Genomic DNA, 15104 nt, shown 5'->3' with positions numbered 1-15104 from the left:
AAAACCTTATCTATTTGAAGTAGGTTAGCGCCGCGCGGGGCGAAACCGTTTAGTCGCGGGTTAGGCGACGGTGCGTTACGCGGTGTGGGCGCGCGGCTTCTGGGCCGAGGCGCTCAATCTTGTTCTTCTCGTAAGCTTCGAAGTTACCTTCAAACCAGTACCAGTTTGCGGGGTTCTCTTCGGCGCCTTCCCAGGCAAGAATGTGGCTGGCTACGCGGTCAAGGAACCAACGGTCGTGAGTGACCACAACAGCACAGCCGGGGAACTCCAGGAGAGCGTTTTCTAGGGACGCCAAGGTTTCAACGTCGAGGTCGTTGGTTGGCTCGTCCAATAGAAGCAAGTTGCCGCCCTGTTTGAGCGTTAGCGCCAGGTTCAGACGGTTGCGCTCACCACCGGAAAGCACGCCCGCGGGCTTTTGCTGGTCTGCACCCTTGAATCCGAACGCAGACACGTATGCGCGTGAGGGAACCTCAACGTTGCCAACCTCCAAGTAGTCGAGGCCATCAGACACCACTTCCCACAGCGTCTTGTTCGGGTCAATGCCTGCACGGGTTTGATCCACGTAAGAAATCTTGACCGTCTCGCCGATCTTCAGATCGCCACCATCGAGTGGTTCAAGACCAACGATCGTCTTGAACAGCGTGGTCTTACCAACACCGTTGGGGCCAATCACACCAACGATGCCATTACGCGGTAGCGAGAATGACAGGCCGTCAATGAGCTTGCGATCCCCGAAGCCCTTTTGCAGGTTCGAAGCGTCGATAACGACGTTACCGAGGCGCGGGCCCGGCGGAATCTGGATCTCTTCAAAGTCCAGTTTGCGGGTGCGCTCGGCCTCTTCAGCCATCTCTTCATAGCGAGCCAGACGGGCCTTTTGCTTAGCCTGCCTACCCTTTGCAGAAGTGCGAACCCACTCGAGCTCGTCCTTCAAACGCTTCGCGAGCTTGGCGTCCTTCTTGCCCTGAATCTGAAGACGTTCCTTCTTAGTTTCGAGGTAGGTGGTGTAGTTACCCTCGTACGGGTACAAACGCCCACGGTCAACCTCAGCAATCCACTGGGCCACATGATCTAGGAAGTAGCGGTCGTGAGTTACTGCAATAACCGCACCCTGATAGGACGCCAGGTGCTGTTCCAACCACAGTACGGACTCAGCGTCAAGGTGGTTAGTAGGCTCGTCCAGCAGGAGCAGGTCCGGGGCCTCGAGAAGTAGACGGCACAGCGCCACGCGGCGACGCTCACCACCGGACAGCACATTCACGGGCGTGTCTGGCGGCGGGCAACGGAGCGCATCCATTGCCTGGTTGAGCTGCGACTCAAGATCCCAACCATTCACCGCGTCGATCTCGGTTTGTAGCTTGCCCATCTCTTCCATGAGGGCATCAAAATCCGCATCCGGATTAGCCATCTCTTCCGAAACCTCGTTGTAGCGCTTCAGTTTCGCTACCGTATCACCAACACCAAGCTCCACGTTTTCAAGAACAGTTTTGTCCTCATCCAGCGGGGGCTCCTGCTGCAAGATACCAACCGTGTATCCGGGTGACAGACGAGCTTCACCGTTTGACGGCTCGTCCAGGCCGGCCATGATTTTCAAAATCGAGGATTTGCCGGCACCGTTGGGGCCAACCATGCCGATCTTAGCGCCCGGGAAGAACGCCATCGTCACGTCATCAAGAATTACTTTGTCTCCGTGCGTCTTGCGCGCACGAATCATTTGGTAGATGTATTCAGCCATGCCATACCTTCACGTTTAACTAGGCTTAGTCGAGCCTAGTGTACGTGAACCGCCGGCCCGATCCAACGCGGGCCGGCGGATTTTCACGGTTTAGCGGGTAGCTAGTTCCTTCACGGGACGGCTGTATGCGGCCGTGCCATACCCGAGGTCGTGTCCGATGGTCGTAGCGGTTATGACCAGCTCTGTCCCTCTGCTTCCACTCTGCGGGTTGGACCACTCGTTGACTTCGAGCCGACCAGTTACAATCACCGGCTGTCCCTTTTGTAAAGACTGGGCCGCGTTCTCGGCTAGCTGACCCCACATTTTGACCGTGTACCAGGCCGTAGACGCATCATGCCAGTTCCCGGCATCATCACGCCCGCGTCTGGTTACGGCCATACGCGCCCTCGCCAGCTTTGATCCTGACGGCAGGGTTTTCAGATCAATGTGCGACCCGAGGCGGCCACGAACGGTAATGGTCACTGCGTCTGCTGAGAACGTCTTCAACCTCGACGAGGTTGGCACTGCAACAGTTGCAGTTGTGGTGTTGCTATCTGCAACCACGGTATCGGTGTTCCAAGTTTCTTCCATGATCTCTCCTATGCTTCGCCACCGCTGCGCCTAAACAGCAGGAATCCGCTGCCTAGGGATGCAAGGCCAAACGCGGGCAAGAACAGGCTGGTAGCTCCGGTTTTTGCAAGTGTTGGCGGCTGGTCGACAGTGGCTGTAGTTGGCGTGGTAGTTGGCTCAGTTTCGGGCTGAGTAGTGGGCTCAGTTTCCGGCTGTGACGGTTCGGTAGTCGGCTGAGTTGTGGGCTCGGTTTCCGGCTCTGTTGGCTGCGTGGTTGGCTGCGTGGGAGGAGGCGGAACGCTCACGGTTCCGCTCGCCTCAAGTGAGCTTTTACCCCACGGCACTACCACCAGATCCTGGTGTTCAGGGTGTTCCCAAATGTTGATTTTGTCCGCGGGCAAGCCACTGACCTTAACGCGAACCGACACCTCGCCAGGATCCGAATATTCTGCCTGGGCACTGATAGGCTCTGCGGCGCTTGTAAGGGTATTCTTCACCTCGCCGGCACTTGCGTGTGTGAAAGTTACTTCCATGGGTAGTCCCTTGATCCACCCAGCTTTGCCCTTGACCCCTAGGTTTTCGATAGTAACCACGCCGTCCTTGTATGAAACCCACGGTTTTAGCGTGTATGGGCCAGCAATCTTCTCGGCTTCGGCAACCATCTGTCGAGCAAGCGCGCCACCGTCGTCAAGGTTCTCCACGGGAAACCTGCCATAGGTTGAAAGCTGGCTCTGCACCGCAAAGCTAAACGACTTCGCGTGATGCCCGCTCTTGGTAACGTCCTTTGCATAAAGGTGGTAGAGCGCGGCAACTACCCAAGTCTTATCCGCGCTCATCACCGTCTTAATATCGGTATTGCCAATGGATGTTGCGGTATTTCGCGGGGTTGCTTGACCAACCTGATAGGTCTTGAACGCAGCGTCTTTTGGCGCTACCGGAGCGCCTTTACGAAGCTGATCATCACCGGCGCACACCCCGTAATAATCTCCTGATTTAGCAACGAATAGCTGGCCCTGTCCAAATAGCTGCCACGGTTCTTCCGCCGCGAGCGCCGCCGGCGCACTTAGGGTTAGTGTCGCAAACAGAGCCGTTGAGGCCGCTAGGATTCGGCGCGTTCCAGTTTTCATATGAAGTCCTCTCAACTAGGTGGGTGACTTCATGATGCGAAGCGCAAACCACGCTGGAAACACCGCGAGGTTTTGGCTGTGGATACAGCTTTGCGCGGCCTCCTTGTGGAAACCGCGCAAAGTAGGCGTTAAGAGCTACGTCTCGAGGTTGCCCTACTCGATGTTTGGAATGCCAAGGGCTATAACCTCGGCGGCAACCTGCCTGGCCTCTTGTCTGCTGGGCCCCTCCCCCTGCGGGAAGAGAACGCGACGATAGTAGACGAGTTCTTGGATGGATTCGAGGATGTCCGCAAGAGCGCGATGGCCACCGTGCTTAGCCGGGGCTTCCTCAAACGTGCGGTGATACCAGCGTTTGGCGAGCTCTTTGATGGAAGACACGTCGACTACCCGATAGTGCAAGTAGTCGATGAGCTCGGGCATGTCGCGCTCTAAGAACGCCTTGTCGGTCCCAATCGAGTTACCGGCAAGGAGCGCCTGGCGTGGCTGCGGTACAAATTTCTTTACGTAGTCCAAAACCTCGCGCTGGGCTTCCTCAAGTGAAACACCGGTTTCAAACTCGTCGATCAGGCCGGATTCGGTGTGCATGTTGCGTACAAAATCCCCCATGTTGTCCAGCGCTTCTTGCGAAGGCCTAATGACAATGTCTATTCCGGGGTCTACAACGTTTAGCTGCTCGTCAGTGATCACGACAGCTACTTCAACAAGCCCATCTTTGTCAAGATCAAGGCCGGTCATTTCGCAGTCAATCCACACGAGCGGACGGCGTGGTTTTTTACTCATGCCTTCTACTCTAGTGATTTTTAGGCAAACTTTTTACCGTCGTTACTACCGTGGGAGATACGCGCCTGGTTATTGCCGGCGTTCACATGTGGGACGGCAAGACTACGTATTCGTATATTTCCATAAGATGTGGGCCATGGAATCCGATTTTCAACTCAGTGCAAAAGATATTGACGAGGCTGCGCAGCGCCTGGCCAAAGTGGCAAAGAAAACACCTTTGGAATACTCCCCTAGGCTCAGTGAGGAAGTGGGCGTACCCGTTTATTTGAAGCGCGAAGACATTCAGCTGTGCCGCTCGTTCAAGGTTCGCGGGGCATACAACAAGATTGCGTCCCTCAGCAATAGCGAGACGGCACGAGGTGTTGCGGCCGCATCCGCAGGAAACCACGCGCAAGGCGTGGCTTATGCGTGTGCGACGTTGAAAATCCGCGGCAAAATCTTCCTGCCTTCCAACACTCCTAGGCAAAAGCGCGATCGCATTGCCACCATCGGTGACGGATGGGTCGAGCAGATCATAGTTGACGGCACATTTGACGCGGCAAACGCACAGGCTATGGAAGTGTCCAAGCGAGAAAATCTGGTGTATGTTCCCGCATACGATGACCCGATGGTTATAGCTGGCCAGGGCACCATCGCCGTGGAGCTAGCAGAGCAGATTCCGGCAGATACTGACTGTGTTCTGCTTCCAATGGGTGGTGGCGGCCTCGCTGCCGGAATCGCGCTGTGGCTTAAAACTATGCGCCCCTCCATCAAAGTGATTGGCGTAGAGCCCGAAGGGGCTGCCTCCATCAAAGCAGCACTACGCGCGGGCAAACCCGTATCACTAGACCAGGTTGATAACTTCGTAGATGGCACAGCCGTGGGACGCGTTGGTGACGTTACATTCCCGATCCTGCGCGATTGCCTTGACGACGTAATCGTCATTCCCGAGGGCGCAGTGTGCTCTGAAATGCTTGACCTGTACCATTCCGAAGGCATTATCGCCGAGCCGGCCGGGGCTCTCGCCTCCGCCGCTGCACGCCGATACCTCCCCCACATTCCCAACGGACCTGTTGTAGCCATGGTTTCCGGCGGCAACAATGACCTGTCTCGCTACGCCGAAGTGCAGGAGCGCTCGTTGCGTCACGAGGGGCTGCGTCACTACTTCCTGGTGACCTTTCCCCAAGAGCCGGGTGCCCTACTCGGATTCGTTCGCGATGTACTCGCTGAAGATCAAGACATCATCCACTTTGAGTACACCAAGAAAAACAACCGTGACACGGGTCCAGCACTCGTAGGCATTGACCTTGGTCGCGCCGCAGACATTCATCAACTGCGACGCAGGATGGCGTCCTCGCCCCTGCACGTTGAGCCGGTACCTCTCGACTCAGAAATTTTCCGCCTGCTCATTTAACGCATTTGGTTCACTTCGGTGAACCACCTAGAATGGGCGTGCAAACAGGCGCGAAAGCGCCAAGAGCCTCCGTAGCTCAGTGGATAGAGCAGTTGCCTTCTAAGCAATTGGTCGCAGGTTCGAATCCTGTCGGGGGTGCACAGCAAAATGGGAAAACAAAACGAGCCTGGGAAAACCCAGGCTCGTTCTTTAACTATCTAAGACTAGTCCTCGATCTCGATAGCACCAGCCTTGTAAGCCTTTACAAGGTGACGAGGCACTCGGACTTCGCGGCCCTGCACACGGATAGTCTGAAGCTCAGGGAGCTTAGCCTTCCACGACGACCGGCGAGTGCGAGTGTTCGACCGGGACATCTTGCGCTTAGGTACTGCCATAGCCCGCCCGCTCCTTCACAATCAAAAAGAATCGATCAATTACCAAGGTACACTTTGCCACGAATCGCGCCTAAAACACCACTGTAAACAGTGTGATTCGCGTGATAGGCGCGTGGGCAACTGTTCTAGCTTAGCAAATTCGCCCCCAGCCACCAAAGAACGTGCGCAATCTCGCGCATCTTGAGTTGGGCACCGCCGCTGTGCCAGATATCTGCAACGCCCTGCATACAATAGGAGGTAAGGAGGGCACATGCGCGGCGTTAAGACGGGAACCTGGGTTCGCAACCGGTTAGAAATCCAGCGGTCTGAGTTCATCACTACTTTGGCACAGACAGCTACCGAAGAAGATGCACGCGCTTTCATTGCCAGCATCCGCGAGGAGTTCCCTGACGCTACGCACAACTGCTCTGCTTTTGTAGTTAAGCCTGAAGGCTCAAACGAAATCGGGCACTCGAATGACGACGGCGAACCCTCTGGAACGGCTGGCGCTCCCATGCTCGAGGTATTCCTGCGCGAAAACCTGGTGGGCGTAACCGCGGTTGTAACCCGCTACTTTGGCGGCGTACTACTGGGCGCGGGCGGCTTGATTCGGGCGTACTCATCCTCCGTCTCCGAAGCGTTAAAACTTGCCCAAATTGTTGAGTTTAAGGACGTACTCCGCTTTGAACTGGACGCTCCGCACGCCTACGCTGGGCGAATCGAAGCGGACCTTCGCGCCCGCGGGTTCAACATCACAGATGTGGCATACGGACAGTTCGCGACGATCACCGCCGCCCTAGAACCCGCGCGGGCAGGTGAGTTTGCGAGCCTGGTTGCCGAGCTTTCGGGTGGAGAAATAACCCCGCGTGCGATCGAGTCAACAACCGTTGAAGTCGACGCGTCGCGATAGCACCACTATTATGGTCACGTGACCATTATGAAAATTGTTTTTACGCGACTTTCTAGCACCTTTGTGTGCACGCAGTGTCTTTAGGGTGCCCGCTTGCCCGGAAATCGACGGCGCCGGCACCCAGCTTGAGTTCACGAATTTGAAACTTTTGAAGATAGACACACAGGAGATTTCACATGGCTAACATTGCCAACAATGTCACTGAAACCGTAGGACGCACTCCCCTCGTTCGCATTAACCGTATGGCCGAGGAAGGCGCAACAGTTCTCGCAAAACTGGAATACTTCAACCCGGGATCGTCAGTCAAAGACCGCATCGGCGTAGCAATCGTAGATGCTGCCGAGAAGTCGGGAGAGCTTACCCCCTGCGGCACAATCGTTGAAGCAACCTCGGGAAACACTGGTATCGCACTTGCCATGGTTGGCGCGGCGCGCGGCTACAAGGTAGTCATCGCAATGCCCTCCTCAATGAGCGACGAGCGCAAGAAGCTGATGCGCGCATTTGGCGCTGAGCTCGTACTCACTGACCCGAAGGCCGGCATGGCAGGCGCGGTAGAGGCTGCGAAGAAGATCGTTGCGGAGCGCCCCGGCTCGATCCTAGCCTCCCAGTTCTCCAACCCGGCTAACGTGCAGATGCACGAAGAGACCACCGGGCCCGAGATTTGGGCAGACACCGACGGAAACGTTGACGTGGTTGTAGCCGGCGTGGGAACGGGCGGCACGATCTCTGGAGTTACGCGCGCCCTCAAGAAGAAGAACCCGAACCTCAAGGCCATTGCGGTTGAGCCGGCTGAGTCTCCCCTACTTACCGAGGGCACTGCTGGACCGCACGGCATTCAGGGCATCGGTGCGAACTTCGTACCGGACAACCTTGACCGCAGCGTGGTTGACGAGGTCGTAACGGTGAAAACCGAGGACGCCCTGAAGACCGCCCGCCGCGCAGCCAGCGAGGAAGGCCTATTTGTAGGAATCTCCGCTGGCGCTGCCCTTTGGGCGGCCCTCGAGGTTGCAAAGCGCCCCGAGTTTGCAGGCAAAACTATTGTCACGGTTCTACCTGACACGGGCGAGCGCTACCTCTCCACTCCCCTGTGGGCGGACATTAAGAAGTAGGAGCCATGTCTAAGAAAGCGTCCCTGCCCTCCCTCTTGCGCGAGGACCTCGAAACGGCGCGCCAGCGCGATCCGGCCGCGAGGTCCAACCTTGAGGTTGCGCTGGCCTACCCCGGTGTCCACGCCATGTGGTCACACCGAGTAGCGCACAAGATGTGGAGGTCGGGAGCGCGCCTTCCTGCTCGCGTACTCTCATCGATCACAAGGTCCTTCACCGGCATCGACATTCACCCCGGTGCACGTATTGGCCGCCGCGTATTCATTGACCACGGCACAGGCGTAGTGATTGGCGAGACCACGAGTGTTGGTGAGAACGTGGTCATCTTCCACGGCGTCACCCTGGGTGGCGTCGCCATGGTGAAGGGCAAGCGACACCCAACCGTGGGGTCGAACGTGATGATTGGCGCGGGCGCAAAAGTGCTTGGCCCCATCAAGATTGGTGATCACAGCAAGATCGGCGCAAATGCGGTAGTGGTGCGCGAGGTTCCAACCGAACACGTAGCGGTTGGCATCCCGGCTCATAACCAGCCGCTTTGCGACCAATCGCGCGAAGCTGACCTGATTGTGGATCCCACACTATACATCTGAGCGGCTAAGCTTTTACGCCGCTGATCAAACGCGCATCCAATACTTTTTGGGTGCGCGTTTGTGTTGCCCGGGTGGTTTTAACCCACAAATCGCGCGAACGGAACTAAAGTATAGATATGTCACAGCTCACACTTAATGCCAGACTGAAGTCGCTAACCGACTTTGCACGCCCGGCCGGAATTGAGCTAGCGACCATCACCCGCTATGACATTCCGGCCCTCGCAGCCCTCAACGTGGTTGCATATGACCTGCCGGAGACCGCGGAAAGCCTGTACGAGTCAATCGACCAGATGCGCATGTGCTTTGGCGGAGAGTTCGGCACTCCCCTCGACAATTCATTCATCGGCGCTTGGGCCGATGGTGATCTCATTGGCGCGATCTTCGTGACAATCGGGACGCCTTGGGACGATGCCGATAAGAGTCCATACATCCTTGACCTGATGGTCCACCCCGACTATCGCGGACGAGGCATCGCAACCGCCCTTATCGGCGAGGCCGCCGGACGCGTGGCCGCTGCCGGATATGAAGACATGTGCCTGCAACTAGACATGCGCGAGGCCGCGAGCGCTGCCCGGCTCTACGACTACTTGGGGTTCCAAGAGGCCTAAACGCTGGGCGTGACTCACGCTCCTACCGCTGGCAGGAGGGGCACCAGAACAGGCGCCTGGTGGCAACGCGCTTTTCTTGCACGGGCGCCCCGCAGTGTAAGCAAGGCCTGCCCGTGCGGTGATAAACGTAGAAGCGCGAGGCCTCTGGATCCGCTTCCAAGGGCGGATTTGGCGCATCGCTGGGATCGACCGTGGTGATAATGCCCGTTTGCACCCCATCTTCCATGAGGATAACAAGGTCGTCCCACAGCTGACCGATTCGTTTTACCGAGGTATTTACGCCCTTGCGAAACGGGGATATGCCCACGCGAAACAGCGACTCGGCGCGATAAATATTGCCTGGCCCGGCGATTACCGACTGGTCCATCACCAGCTCCCCTATGTCTCGCTTGCGCCCGCGCACGTTAGCGATGAACTGGCTACGCGCATTTGGCGTGGGATCGAGCGGGTCTGGCCCCAGGCGGGCAATCACGTCCTCCACCTCGCCCGCTGATACAAGTGCGCAACGGTTAGGTCCGGCCAGATCCGCAACCTCACCGGCAGACGCAATGCGCAACCGCACCTGGCCAATAGGCGCAGGCAGATTCCCATGTACCTCGCGAAAACGCCACTTGCCGTAAAGCCCCAAGTGGATATGGACAAAGCGCTCCCCCTCGAACTCTAAGAACAGGTGCTTGCCATGTGCGCGCGCACCAACCAGTTCGCTCCCATTCACCAGGTTTGCACCGGCCTCGAAACGCCCCTGCGGAGACTCCACCACCAAGCTTTGGCCCGCAAAATCGTGGGAAAAGCGGCGGGCAAGACGATGCAAAACGTGTCCTTCAGGCATGACACATTGATATCAAGGGGATCAGTCCGGCTCAAACGGGAGCACAAAATGAGATGATTAAAACATGAGTAGTTTTAGTGGTAGCGCAATTTTGTGGCAGGTATTTCCCCTCGGCGCTCTTGGCGCACCGGCAGCAAATCCGGAAGTTGAGGGGCGGGATTACCAGCCGCCGCGCACACTACGCGACCTTGAGCCCTGGCTGGATCACGCGGTTAGAATCGGCGCGAATGTGCTGTCTTTGGGGCCCATCTTCCACTCTTACTCGCACGGATACGACACGATTGACTACTACCGCATTGACCCGCGCCTAGGCACGCTTGCAGACTTCAAATCACTCGTCGAGGCCGCTCATGCGCGCGGGGTGAAAATCGTGCTGGACGGGGTATTCAACCACGTTGGCTCGCGCCACCCTCTGGTGGAGGGACTGCGCAATGGCCCATCTGAGGACGCGCAAATGCTTCTGCCCAACTGGGATGGGTGGGCTGAGGGAGAATTGCCCTCCTACCACTGTTTTGAGGGCCACACCGGCCTCGCCACACTGAATCACGCCAATCCGAGGGTGCGCGAAGCCATTACAAACGTGATGAACCACTGGCTAGACCTGGGCGCTGACGGCTGGCGGCTGGACGCCGCGTACGCCATGGCTCCGAGTGTTTGGACCGACATTTTGCCAAAAGTGCGAAGCCGCCATGCAGACGCGTGGATCGTGGCCGAAGTCATCCACGGCGAATACGCGGACATGGTCAGCGAATCAGGATGGGATTGCCTCACTGAATACGAGCTATGGAAAGCCACCTGGTCCGCGTTAAACGACGCGAACTTCTACGAACTTGACTGGACTCTGGGACGTCACAATGAACTGCTGGACACGTTCGTTCCCCAAACCTTCATTGGAAACCACGACGTCACACGCATTGCTACCCAACTTGAAAACGAGGAGCAGGTTGGCGTGGCAGCTGCCATCTTGTTCAGTGTGGGCGGGGTGCCTTCCATCTACTACGGGGACGAAATGGGCTTTACCGGCCTTAAAGAGGAACGCCTGGGCGGCGATGATGCGATCCGTCAGCCACTGCCCGCCTCCCCCGAGCAGGCCATGCAAGCCCCGCGAGCGCAACGCTTCTTCCACTGGTACGCCTCACTTTGTGCGATGCGGCGCCAACGCCCCTGGCTGTGGCACGCGAAAACCAAGGTAGTTCACCTCGAGAACGAGGTGATGCGTTTTGTCAGCTACAACGGCGACCAGGCGATCACGGTTGTGCTGAACATTTCTGACGCGCCGCTGCCTCGCGGCAGTGAAGTGTTACAGGGGTGCGGCGCGCCCATTGCCGGCCAGTTTGACAACAACGCGCTACGCCCAAACGCCTACGTTATTTTTGATGGGGCGTGTGGATCAGACTTACATTCATGACCGCGGACTTGTTCGGCTCGACAAGTAGCTCTTTAGCAAACTCGGGCCGGTTGTAAGCGTTGGTCATGAACTGGCAGTACTCCAAGGCAAGAGCCTCACACTGACGGTGCTTTAGCGCCTCGCCAGTGAACAGATGGAAGATACCAAAACCGCGCGCACCTGATCCTGAAACCGCCGCTTTCAGTTGCGTAGTTGCGCCGCTGGGGTGATGCAAGGTGGCCACCGATGTAGCTTCACCACCCGTGCTAACGGTCAGGTCAGTAAACGCCTTGTCCATACCGCTCAGATCATCAAGCACCAACACTCCCTTGTTCGGGTCGAATGTTGGCGCCGGAGCGAATGCCTCGTCTCCCTCGAACGGAATCAGAGCATCATTGGTCATGATCTCCGTGCGCGCCTGCATAGTGAGGTAAGCGCCCTCGCGCCCACCGTCGTAGCGCACGTACGGGTGCCAGCCGAGTCCAATCGGAGCGGGAGTGGTTCCACGGTTAGTTGCCGCAAGACGCATATTCAGCTGCCAACCAGAGGGCGTTTGCGCGATCTCGTAGCGCACCTGCAGGCTCACCGGACAAGGATAGGCCACACCATCTTCAAACGATTTTGCAAGCTCGTCCTGCCGGACTTCGGCTGACATTGTGAGCCAGCCCGGGCCCGTGCCAGTCACCTCAAAAGTGCGATCCAGGAACAGCCCGTGCAAGCCTTCACGCACCCCGTCCTTATCGGGGCCGAGGTCGTAGCTTTCTCCCTGCCAGGAATACTTCGCGTCTCTAATACGGTTAGACCACGGGGCCAGCAGCGCCGAGCGAGCACCGTTTCTTTCCTCAACCTCTTCGGCGTTTTGATAGCCGTCAATCACATCGAAACGCCGCTCACCCGCGGGCACCACCCACGAGGTGATAAGCCCCCCGCGCGTGCAAAATGTTGCGGTAGATTCCCCGGCTTGGATTTCAACGAACTCGATATTACTCACGGCTCCCCCTAACTGGTTTCTTATAAGATATCGCGCCCCGGGCAACATGGCACCGGGACGCGGATCTTTACTTCGGAAGTACGATACTAACGAGCTTCGGAGCCCGCACAATCACCTTCAGCGGATCGCGCCCATCCAGGGCTTTAACCGCGGCTTCAGTTTGCAAAGCCAACTTCTCTAGATCTTCGGCACTGATCGATGGCGCCACCTCAAGACGAGCCCTCACCTTGCCGGCAATCTGGACAACGCAAGTGACCTTCTCTTCTTCAAGTAGCGACTCATCCTCTACAACCGGGAACGGCTCGCGCGCAAGCGTGCCCTCATGCCCCAGCTTGTTCCACAGTTCCTCTGCGATGTGCGGAGCGAGCGGCGCAACCATCAGCACCAGCGGTTCAATGGCTTCGCGCGGCACGCGGTCAATACCCGTCAGGTGATTATTGAGGACGATCATGCGAGCAGCCGCGGTGTTCATCCGCATGTTCTCGTACTCTTCGGTAACGTCCGCAATGGTGCGGGCAACCAGCTTCTTCGTTTCGAGGTCAGCGGGATCATCCGTCACGGTAACCGCACCGGTTTCCTCATCAACCACGTTGCGCCACAGGCGCTGCAAGAAGCGGTAGGAGCCCACCACCGCCCGCGTATCCCACGGGCGCGACACCTCGAGGGGTCCCATAGACATTTCGTACATGCGGAACGTGTCCGCACCGTACTCTTCACACATGTCATCGGGCGTCACGATGTTCTTAAGCGACTTGCCCATCTTGCCGTACTCGCGGAACACCTCGCGCCCCTTATAGGTCCACCCGGTTTCCTCATCGCCCTCGACTTCATCGGCCGGCACGTACTCACCGCGGGCATCCTTGAAAGCGTAAGCCTGGATGTAACCCTGGTTAAACAGCTTGTGGAACGGTTCCGAGGAGGACACGTGGCCTAGATCGAACAGCACCTTGTGCCAAAAACGCGCGTACAGCAAGTGAAGCACCGCGTGCTCCACGCCACCGATGTAGAGGTCAGCGCCTCCCGACTCGCCCTTGCCCTTCGGGCCCATCCAGTAGGCCTCGTTGGCCTCAGACGAAGCATACTCAGTGTTATTTGGATCCGTATAGCGAAGCTCATACCAAGACGAACCCGCCCAGTTTGGCATCGTGTTCGTATCACGGTGGTACTTCTTCAAACCGTCGCCAAGGTCCAGCTCCACCTCAATCCAATCCGTTGCGCGCGAAAGCGCTGCCTCCGGCGTGGTATCCGCATCATTAGGATCGAAAGTGCGGGGCTGGAAGTTATCCAACTCCGGTAGCTGCACCGGCAGCATCGACTCTGGAAGAGCATGCACGCGCCCCTCCTCGTCATACACAACCGGGAAGGGTTCGCCCCAGTAGCGCTGGCGAGAGAACAACCAGTCACGCAGGCGATAGGTAACCGTCGAGTGGCCAACGCCCTTTTCTTCCAACCATTTCGTGATACGAGCGATCGCGTCAGCCTTGTTCAGGCCGTTGAGCGAGATTTCATCGTTTTGCGAGTTAACAATCAGACCGTCGCCAGTCCAAGCGCCCTCACCGTCAAAATCCTCATCCGGCTGGATAGTGGTCACCACGTCAATGTTGAAACGCTGCGCGAACGCAAAGTCACGATCATCGTGGGCCGGCACAGCCATAATCGCGCCCGTGCCGTAACCCATCAGCACGTAGTCCGCAACGAACACCGGGATCTTATTTCCATTAACCGGATTGGTGCCAAAAATACCGGTGAACACACCCGTCTTTTCGGTACCTTCCGCGAGGCGCTCATCATCGGTGCGGGACTTCGCCCACGAACGATACGCCGCCACGGCCTCGCGCGGGGAGGCATAGCCGCCCGTCCACTCTTCGCGCGTGCCTGCCGGCCACTGGCTTGGAACCGTAAGTTCTTGTGCCGGCGCGTCTTCGCCGCCCACCAGCTCATGCTCGGGAGCAACCACCATGAAAGTTGCGCCAAACAAGGTATCGGGGCGCGTGGTGAACACCGTCAGCTGGGTGGATTCAGTGACCTGGCCTTCCTCAACCTCAAAATGCACGGTTGCGCCAGTGGAGCGACCAATCCAGTTGCGCTGCTGCGCCACCACCTTGTGGGGCCAATCAACCGTGTCCAAATCCTCGGCCAAGCGATCAGCATAAGCGGTGATACGCATCATCCACTGACGCAGACGCGACTTGAAAACCGGGTAGTTGCCGCGCTCGGAGCGGCCATCGGCAGTTACCTCTTCATCTGCCAAAACAGTTCCGAGGCCCGGGCACCAGTTAACCGGGGAGTACGCCACGTATGCCAGGCGGTACTCGTCCAGAAGGTCGCTACGCTCCCCCTCGCTCATCTGCGCCCACGGCTTGTGCGGCGTTTCGCGTTTGCCGGATTCGAACTCTGCAACGAGCTCGCTAATGGGGCGAGCCGAACCTACCTTGCCATCACGACGCTTAGCCTGCGGGTCATACCACGAGTTGTAAATCTGCAAGAAGATCCACTGCGTCCAGCGCACAAACTCGTCATCGGTTGTTGAAATCGAACGACGCTTATCATGCGACAGGCCAATGCGGGCGAGCTGGCGGCGCATGTTCGCAATATTGTTCTCGGTAGTGATACGTGGATGCTGGCCCGTCTGCACGGCGTACTGCTCAGCTGGCAAACCAAACGAGTCGAAGCCAAGCGTGTACAACACGTTCTTATCCTGCATGCGCTTGTAGCGCGCAACCGTGTCCGTGGCGATGTAGCCGAGGGG

Annotated in this window: 14 protein-coding genes and 1 tRNA gene; 7 read left to right on the top strand and 8 right to left on the bottom strand. The window is 57.7% G+C overall.

Annotated elements, in window-relative coordinates:
* Positions 1-49: 49 nt before the first annotated feature.
* The 4 genes from ettA to orn all read right to left on the bottom strand — a co-directional run bounded on the left by ettA (position 50) and on the right by orn (position 4188).
* Complete coding sequence (gene ettA / locus HMPREF2891_RS04475; protein ID WP_070664013.1) at positions 50-1732, bottom strand: energy-dependent translational throttle protein EttA; 1683 nt, start codon at positions 1730-1732, stop codon at positions 50-52.
* A gap of 90 nt (positions 1733-1822) precedes the next feature.
* On the bottom strand, positions 1823-2302 hold the full coding sequence (locus HMPREF2891_RS04470; protein WP_070621122.1) for a single-stranded DNA-binding protein: 480 nt from the start codon (positions 2300-2302) through the stop codon (positions 1823-1825).
* 8 nt (positions 2303-2310) lie between these two features.
* Positions 2311-3408, bottom strand: coding sequence for an LPXTG cell wall anchor domain-containing protein (locus tag HMPREF2891_RS04465; RefSeq protein ID WP_070621123.1), 1098 nt, complete (start codon positions 3406-3408; stop codon positions 2311-2313).
* 153 nt (positions 3409-3561) lie between these two features.
* The gene (gene orn / locus HMPREF2891_RS04460) at positions 3562-4188 is read right to left on the bottom strand and encodes an oligoribonuclease (protein ID WP_083309459.1); all 627 of its coding nucleotides are present in this window, start codon (positions 4186-4188) and stop codon (positions 3562-3564) included.
* A 136-nt stretch (positions 4189-4324) separates the two neighbouring features.
* Here orn and ilvA point away from each other — a divergent pair, with 136 nt between their 5' ends.
* Positions 4325-5581: a threonine ammonia-lyase IlvA gene (gene ilvA, locus HMPREF2891_RS04455; RefSeq protein WP_070664012.1), complete on the top strand. Its 1257-nt coding sequence runs from the start codon at positions 4325-4327 to the stop codon at positions 5579-5581.
* A 65-nt stretch (positions 5582-5646) separates the two neighbouring features.
* Positions 5647-5719: transfer RNA gene (locus tag HMPREF2891_RS04450), tRNA-Arg, on the top strand.
* 65 nt (positions 5720-5784) lie between these two features.
* On the opposite strand, the gene rpmF is transcribed toward HMPREF2891_RS04450, so the two are convergent.
* A complete protein-coding gene (rpmF, locus tag HMPREF2891_RS04445; protein WP_016443825.1) occupies positions 5785-5955 on the bottom strand; it encodes a 50S ribosomal protein L32 in 171 nt (56 codons plus the stop codon).
* Between the two features lie 250 nt (positions 5956-6205).
* Here rpmF and HMPREF2891_RS04440 point away from each other — a divergent pair, with 250 nt between their 5' ends.
* From HMPREF2891_RS04440 to HMPREF2891_RS04425, 4 genes are all read left to right on the top strand, one after another.
* Positions 6206-6844: a YigZ family protein gene (locus tag HMPREF2891_RS04440; protein WP_070664011.1), complete on the top strand. Its 639-nt coding sequence runs from the start codon at positions 6206-6208 to the stop codon at positions 6842-6844.
* Positions 6845-7020: 176 nt separating this feature from the next.
* Entirely contained in the window at positions 7021-7953 is a 933-nt protein-coding gene (gene cysK / locus HMPREF2891_RS04435; protein WP_070664010.1) for a cysteine synthase A, read from the top strand.
* Positions 7954-7958: 5 nt separating this feature from the next.
* Positions 7959-8540, top strand: coding sequence for a serine O-acetyltransferase EpsC (gene epsC / locus HMPREF2891_RS04430; RefSeq protein ID WP_034508322.1), 582 nt, complete (start codon positions 7959-7961; stop codon positions 8538-8540).
* Between the two features lie 116 nt (positions 8541-8656).
* The gene (locus HMPREF2891_RS04425; protein WP_034508325.1) at positions 8657-9148 is read left to right on the top strand and encodes a GNAT family N-acetyltransferase; all 492 of its coding nucleotides are present in this window, start codon (positions 8657-8659) and stop codon (positions 9146-9148) included.
* 22 nt (positions 9149-9170) lie between these two features.
* Here HMPREF2891_RS04425 and HMPREF2891_RS04420 read toward each other — a convergent pair whose 3' ends face one another.
* A complete protein-coding gene (locus tag HMPREF2891_RS04420; protein WP_070664009.1) occupies positions 9171-9977 on the bottom strand; it encodes an Fpg/Nei family DNA glycosylase in 807 nt (268 codons plus the stop codon).
* 64 nt (positions 9978-10041) lie between these two features.
* Here HMPREF2891_RS04420 and HMPREF2891_RS04415 point away from each other — a divergent pair, with 64 nt between their 5' ends.
* Complete coding sequence (locus tag HMPREF2891_RS04415) at positions 10042-11385, top strand: alpha-amylase family glycosyl hydrolase (RefSeq protein WP_070664008.1); 1344 nt, start codon at positions 10042-10044, stop codon at positions 11383-11385.
* On the opposite strand, the gene HMPREF2891_RS04410 is transcribed toward HMPREF2891_RS04415, so the two are convergent.
* Positions 11345-12355, bottom strand: a complete 1011-nt coding sequence (locus tag HMPREF2891_RS04410) for an aldose 1-epimerase (protein WP_070664007.1) — start codon at positions 12353-12355, stop codon at positions 11345-11347. The two genes, HMPREF2891_RS04415 and HMPREF2891_RS04410, sit on opposite strands and share 41 nt — an antisense overlap.
* A 67-nt stretch (positions 12356-12422) precedes the next feature.
* Positions 12423-15104 (bottom strand): leucine--tRNA ligase (locus HMPREF2891_RS04405; protein ID WP_070664006.1); only part of this gene is annotated, 2682 nt, incomplete at its 5' end.

This window comes from Actinomyces sp. HMSC065F11 (assembly GCF_001813085.1).
Lineage (GTDB): Bacteria > Actinomycetota > Actinomycetes > Actinomycetales > Actinomycetaceae > Gleimia > Gleimia europaea.
Note: the sequence above shows the minus strand (reverse complement) of the source record. Positions and strands in the feature narration are given on the sequence as shown.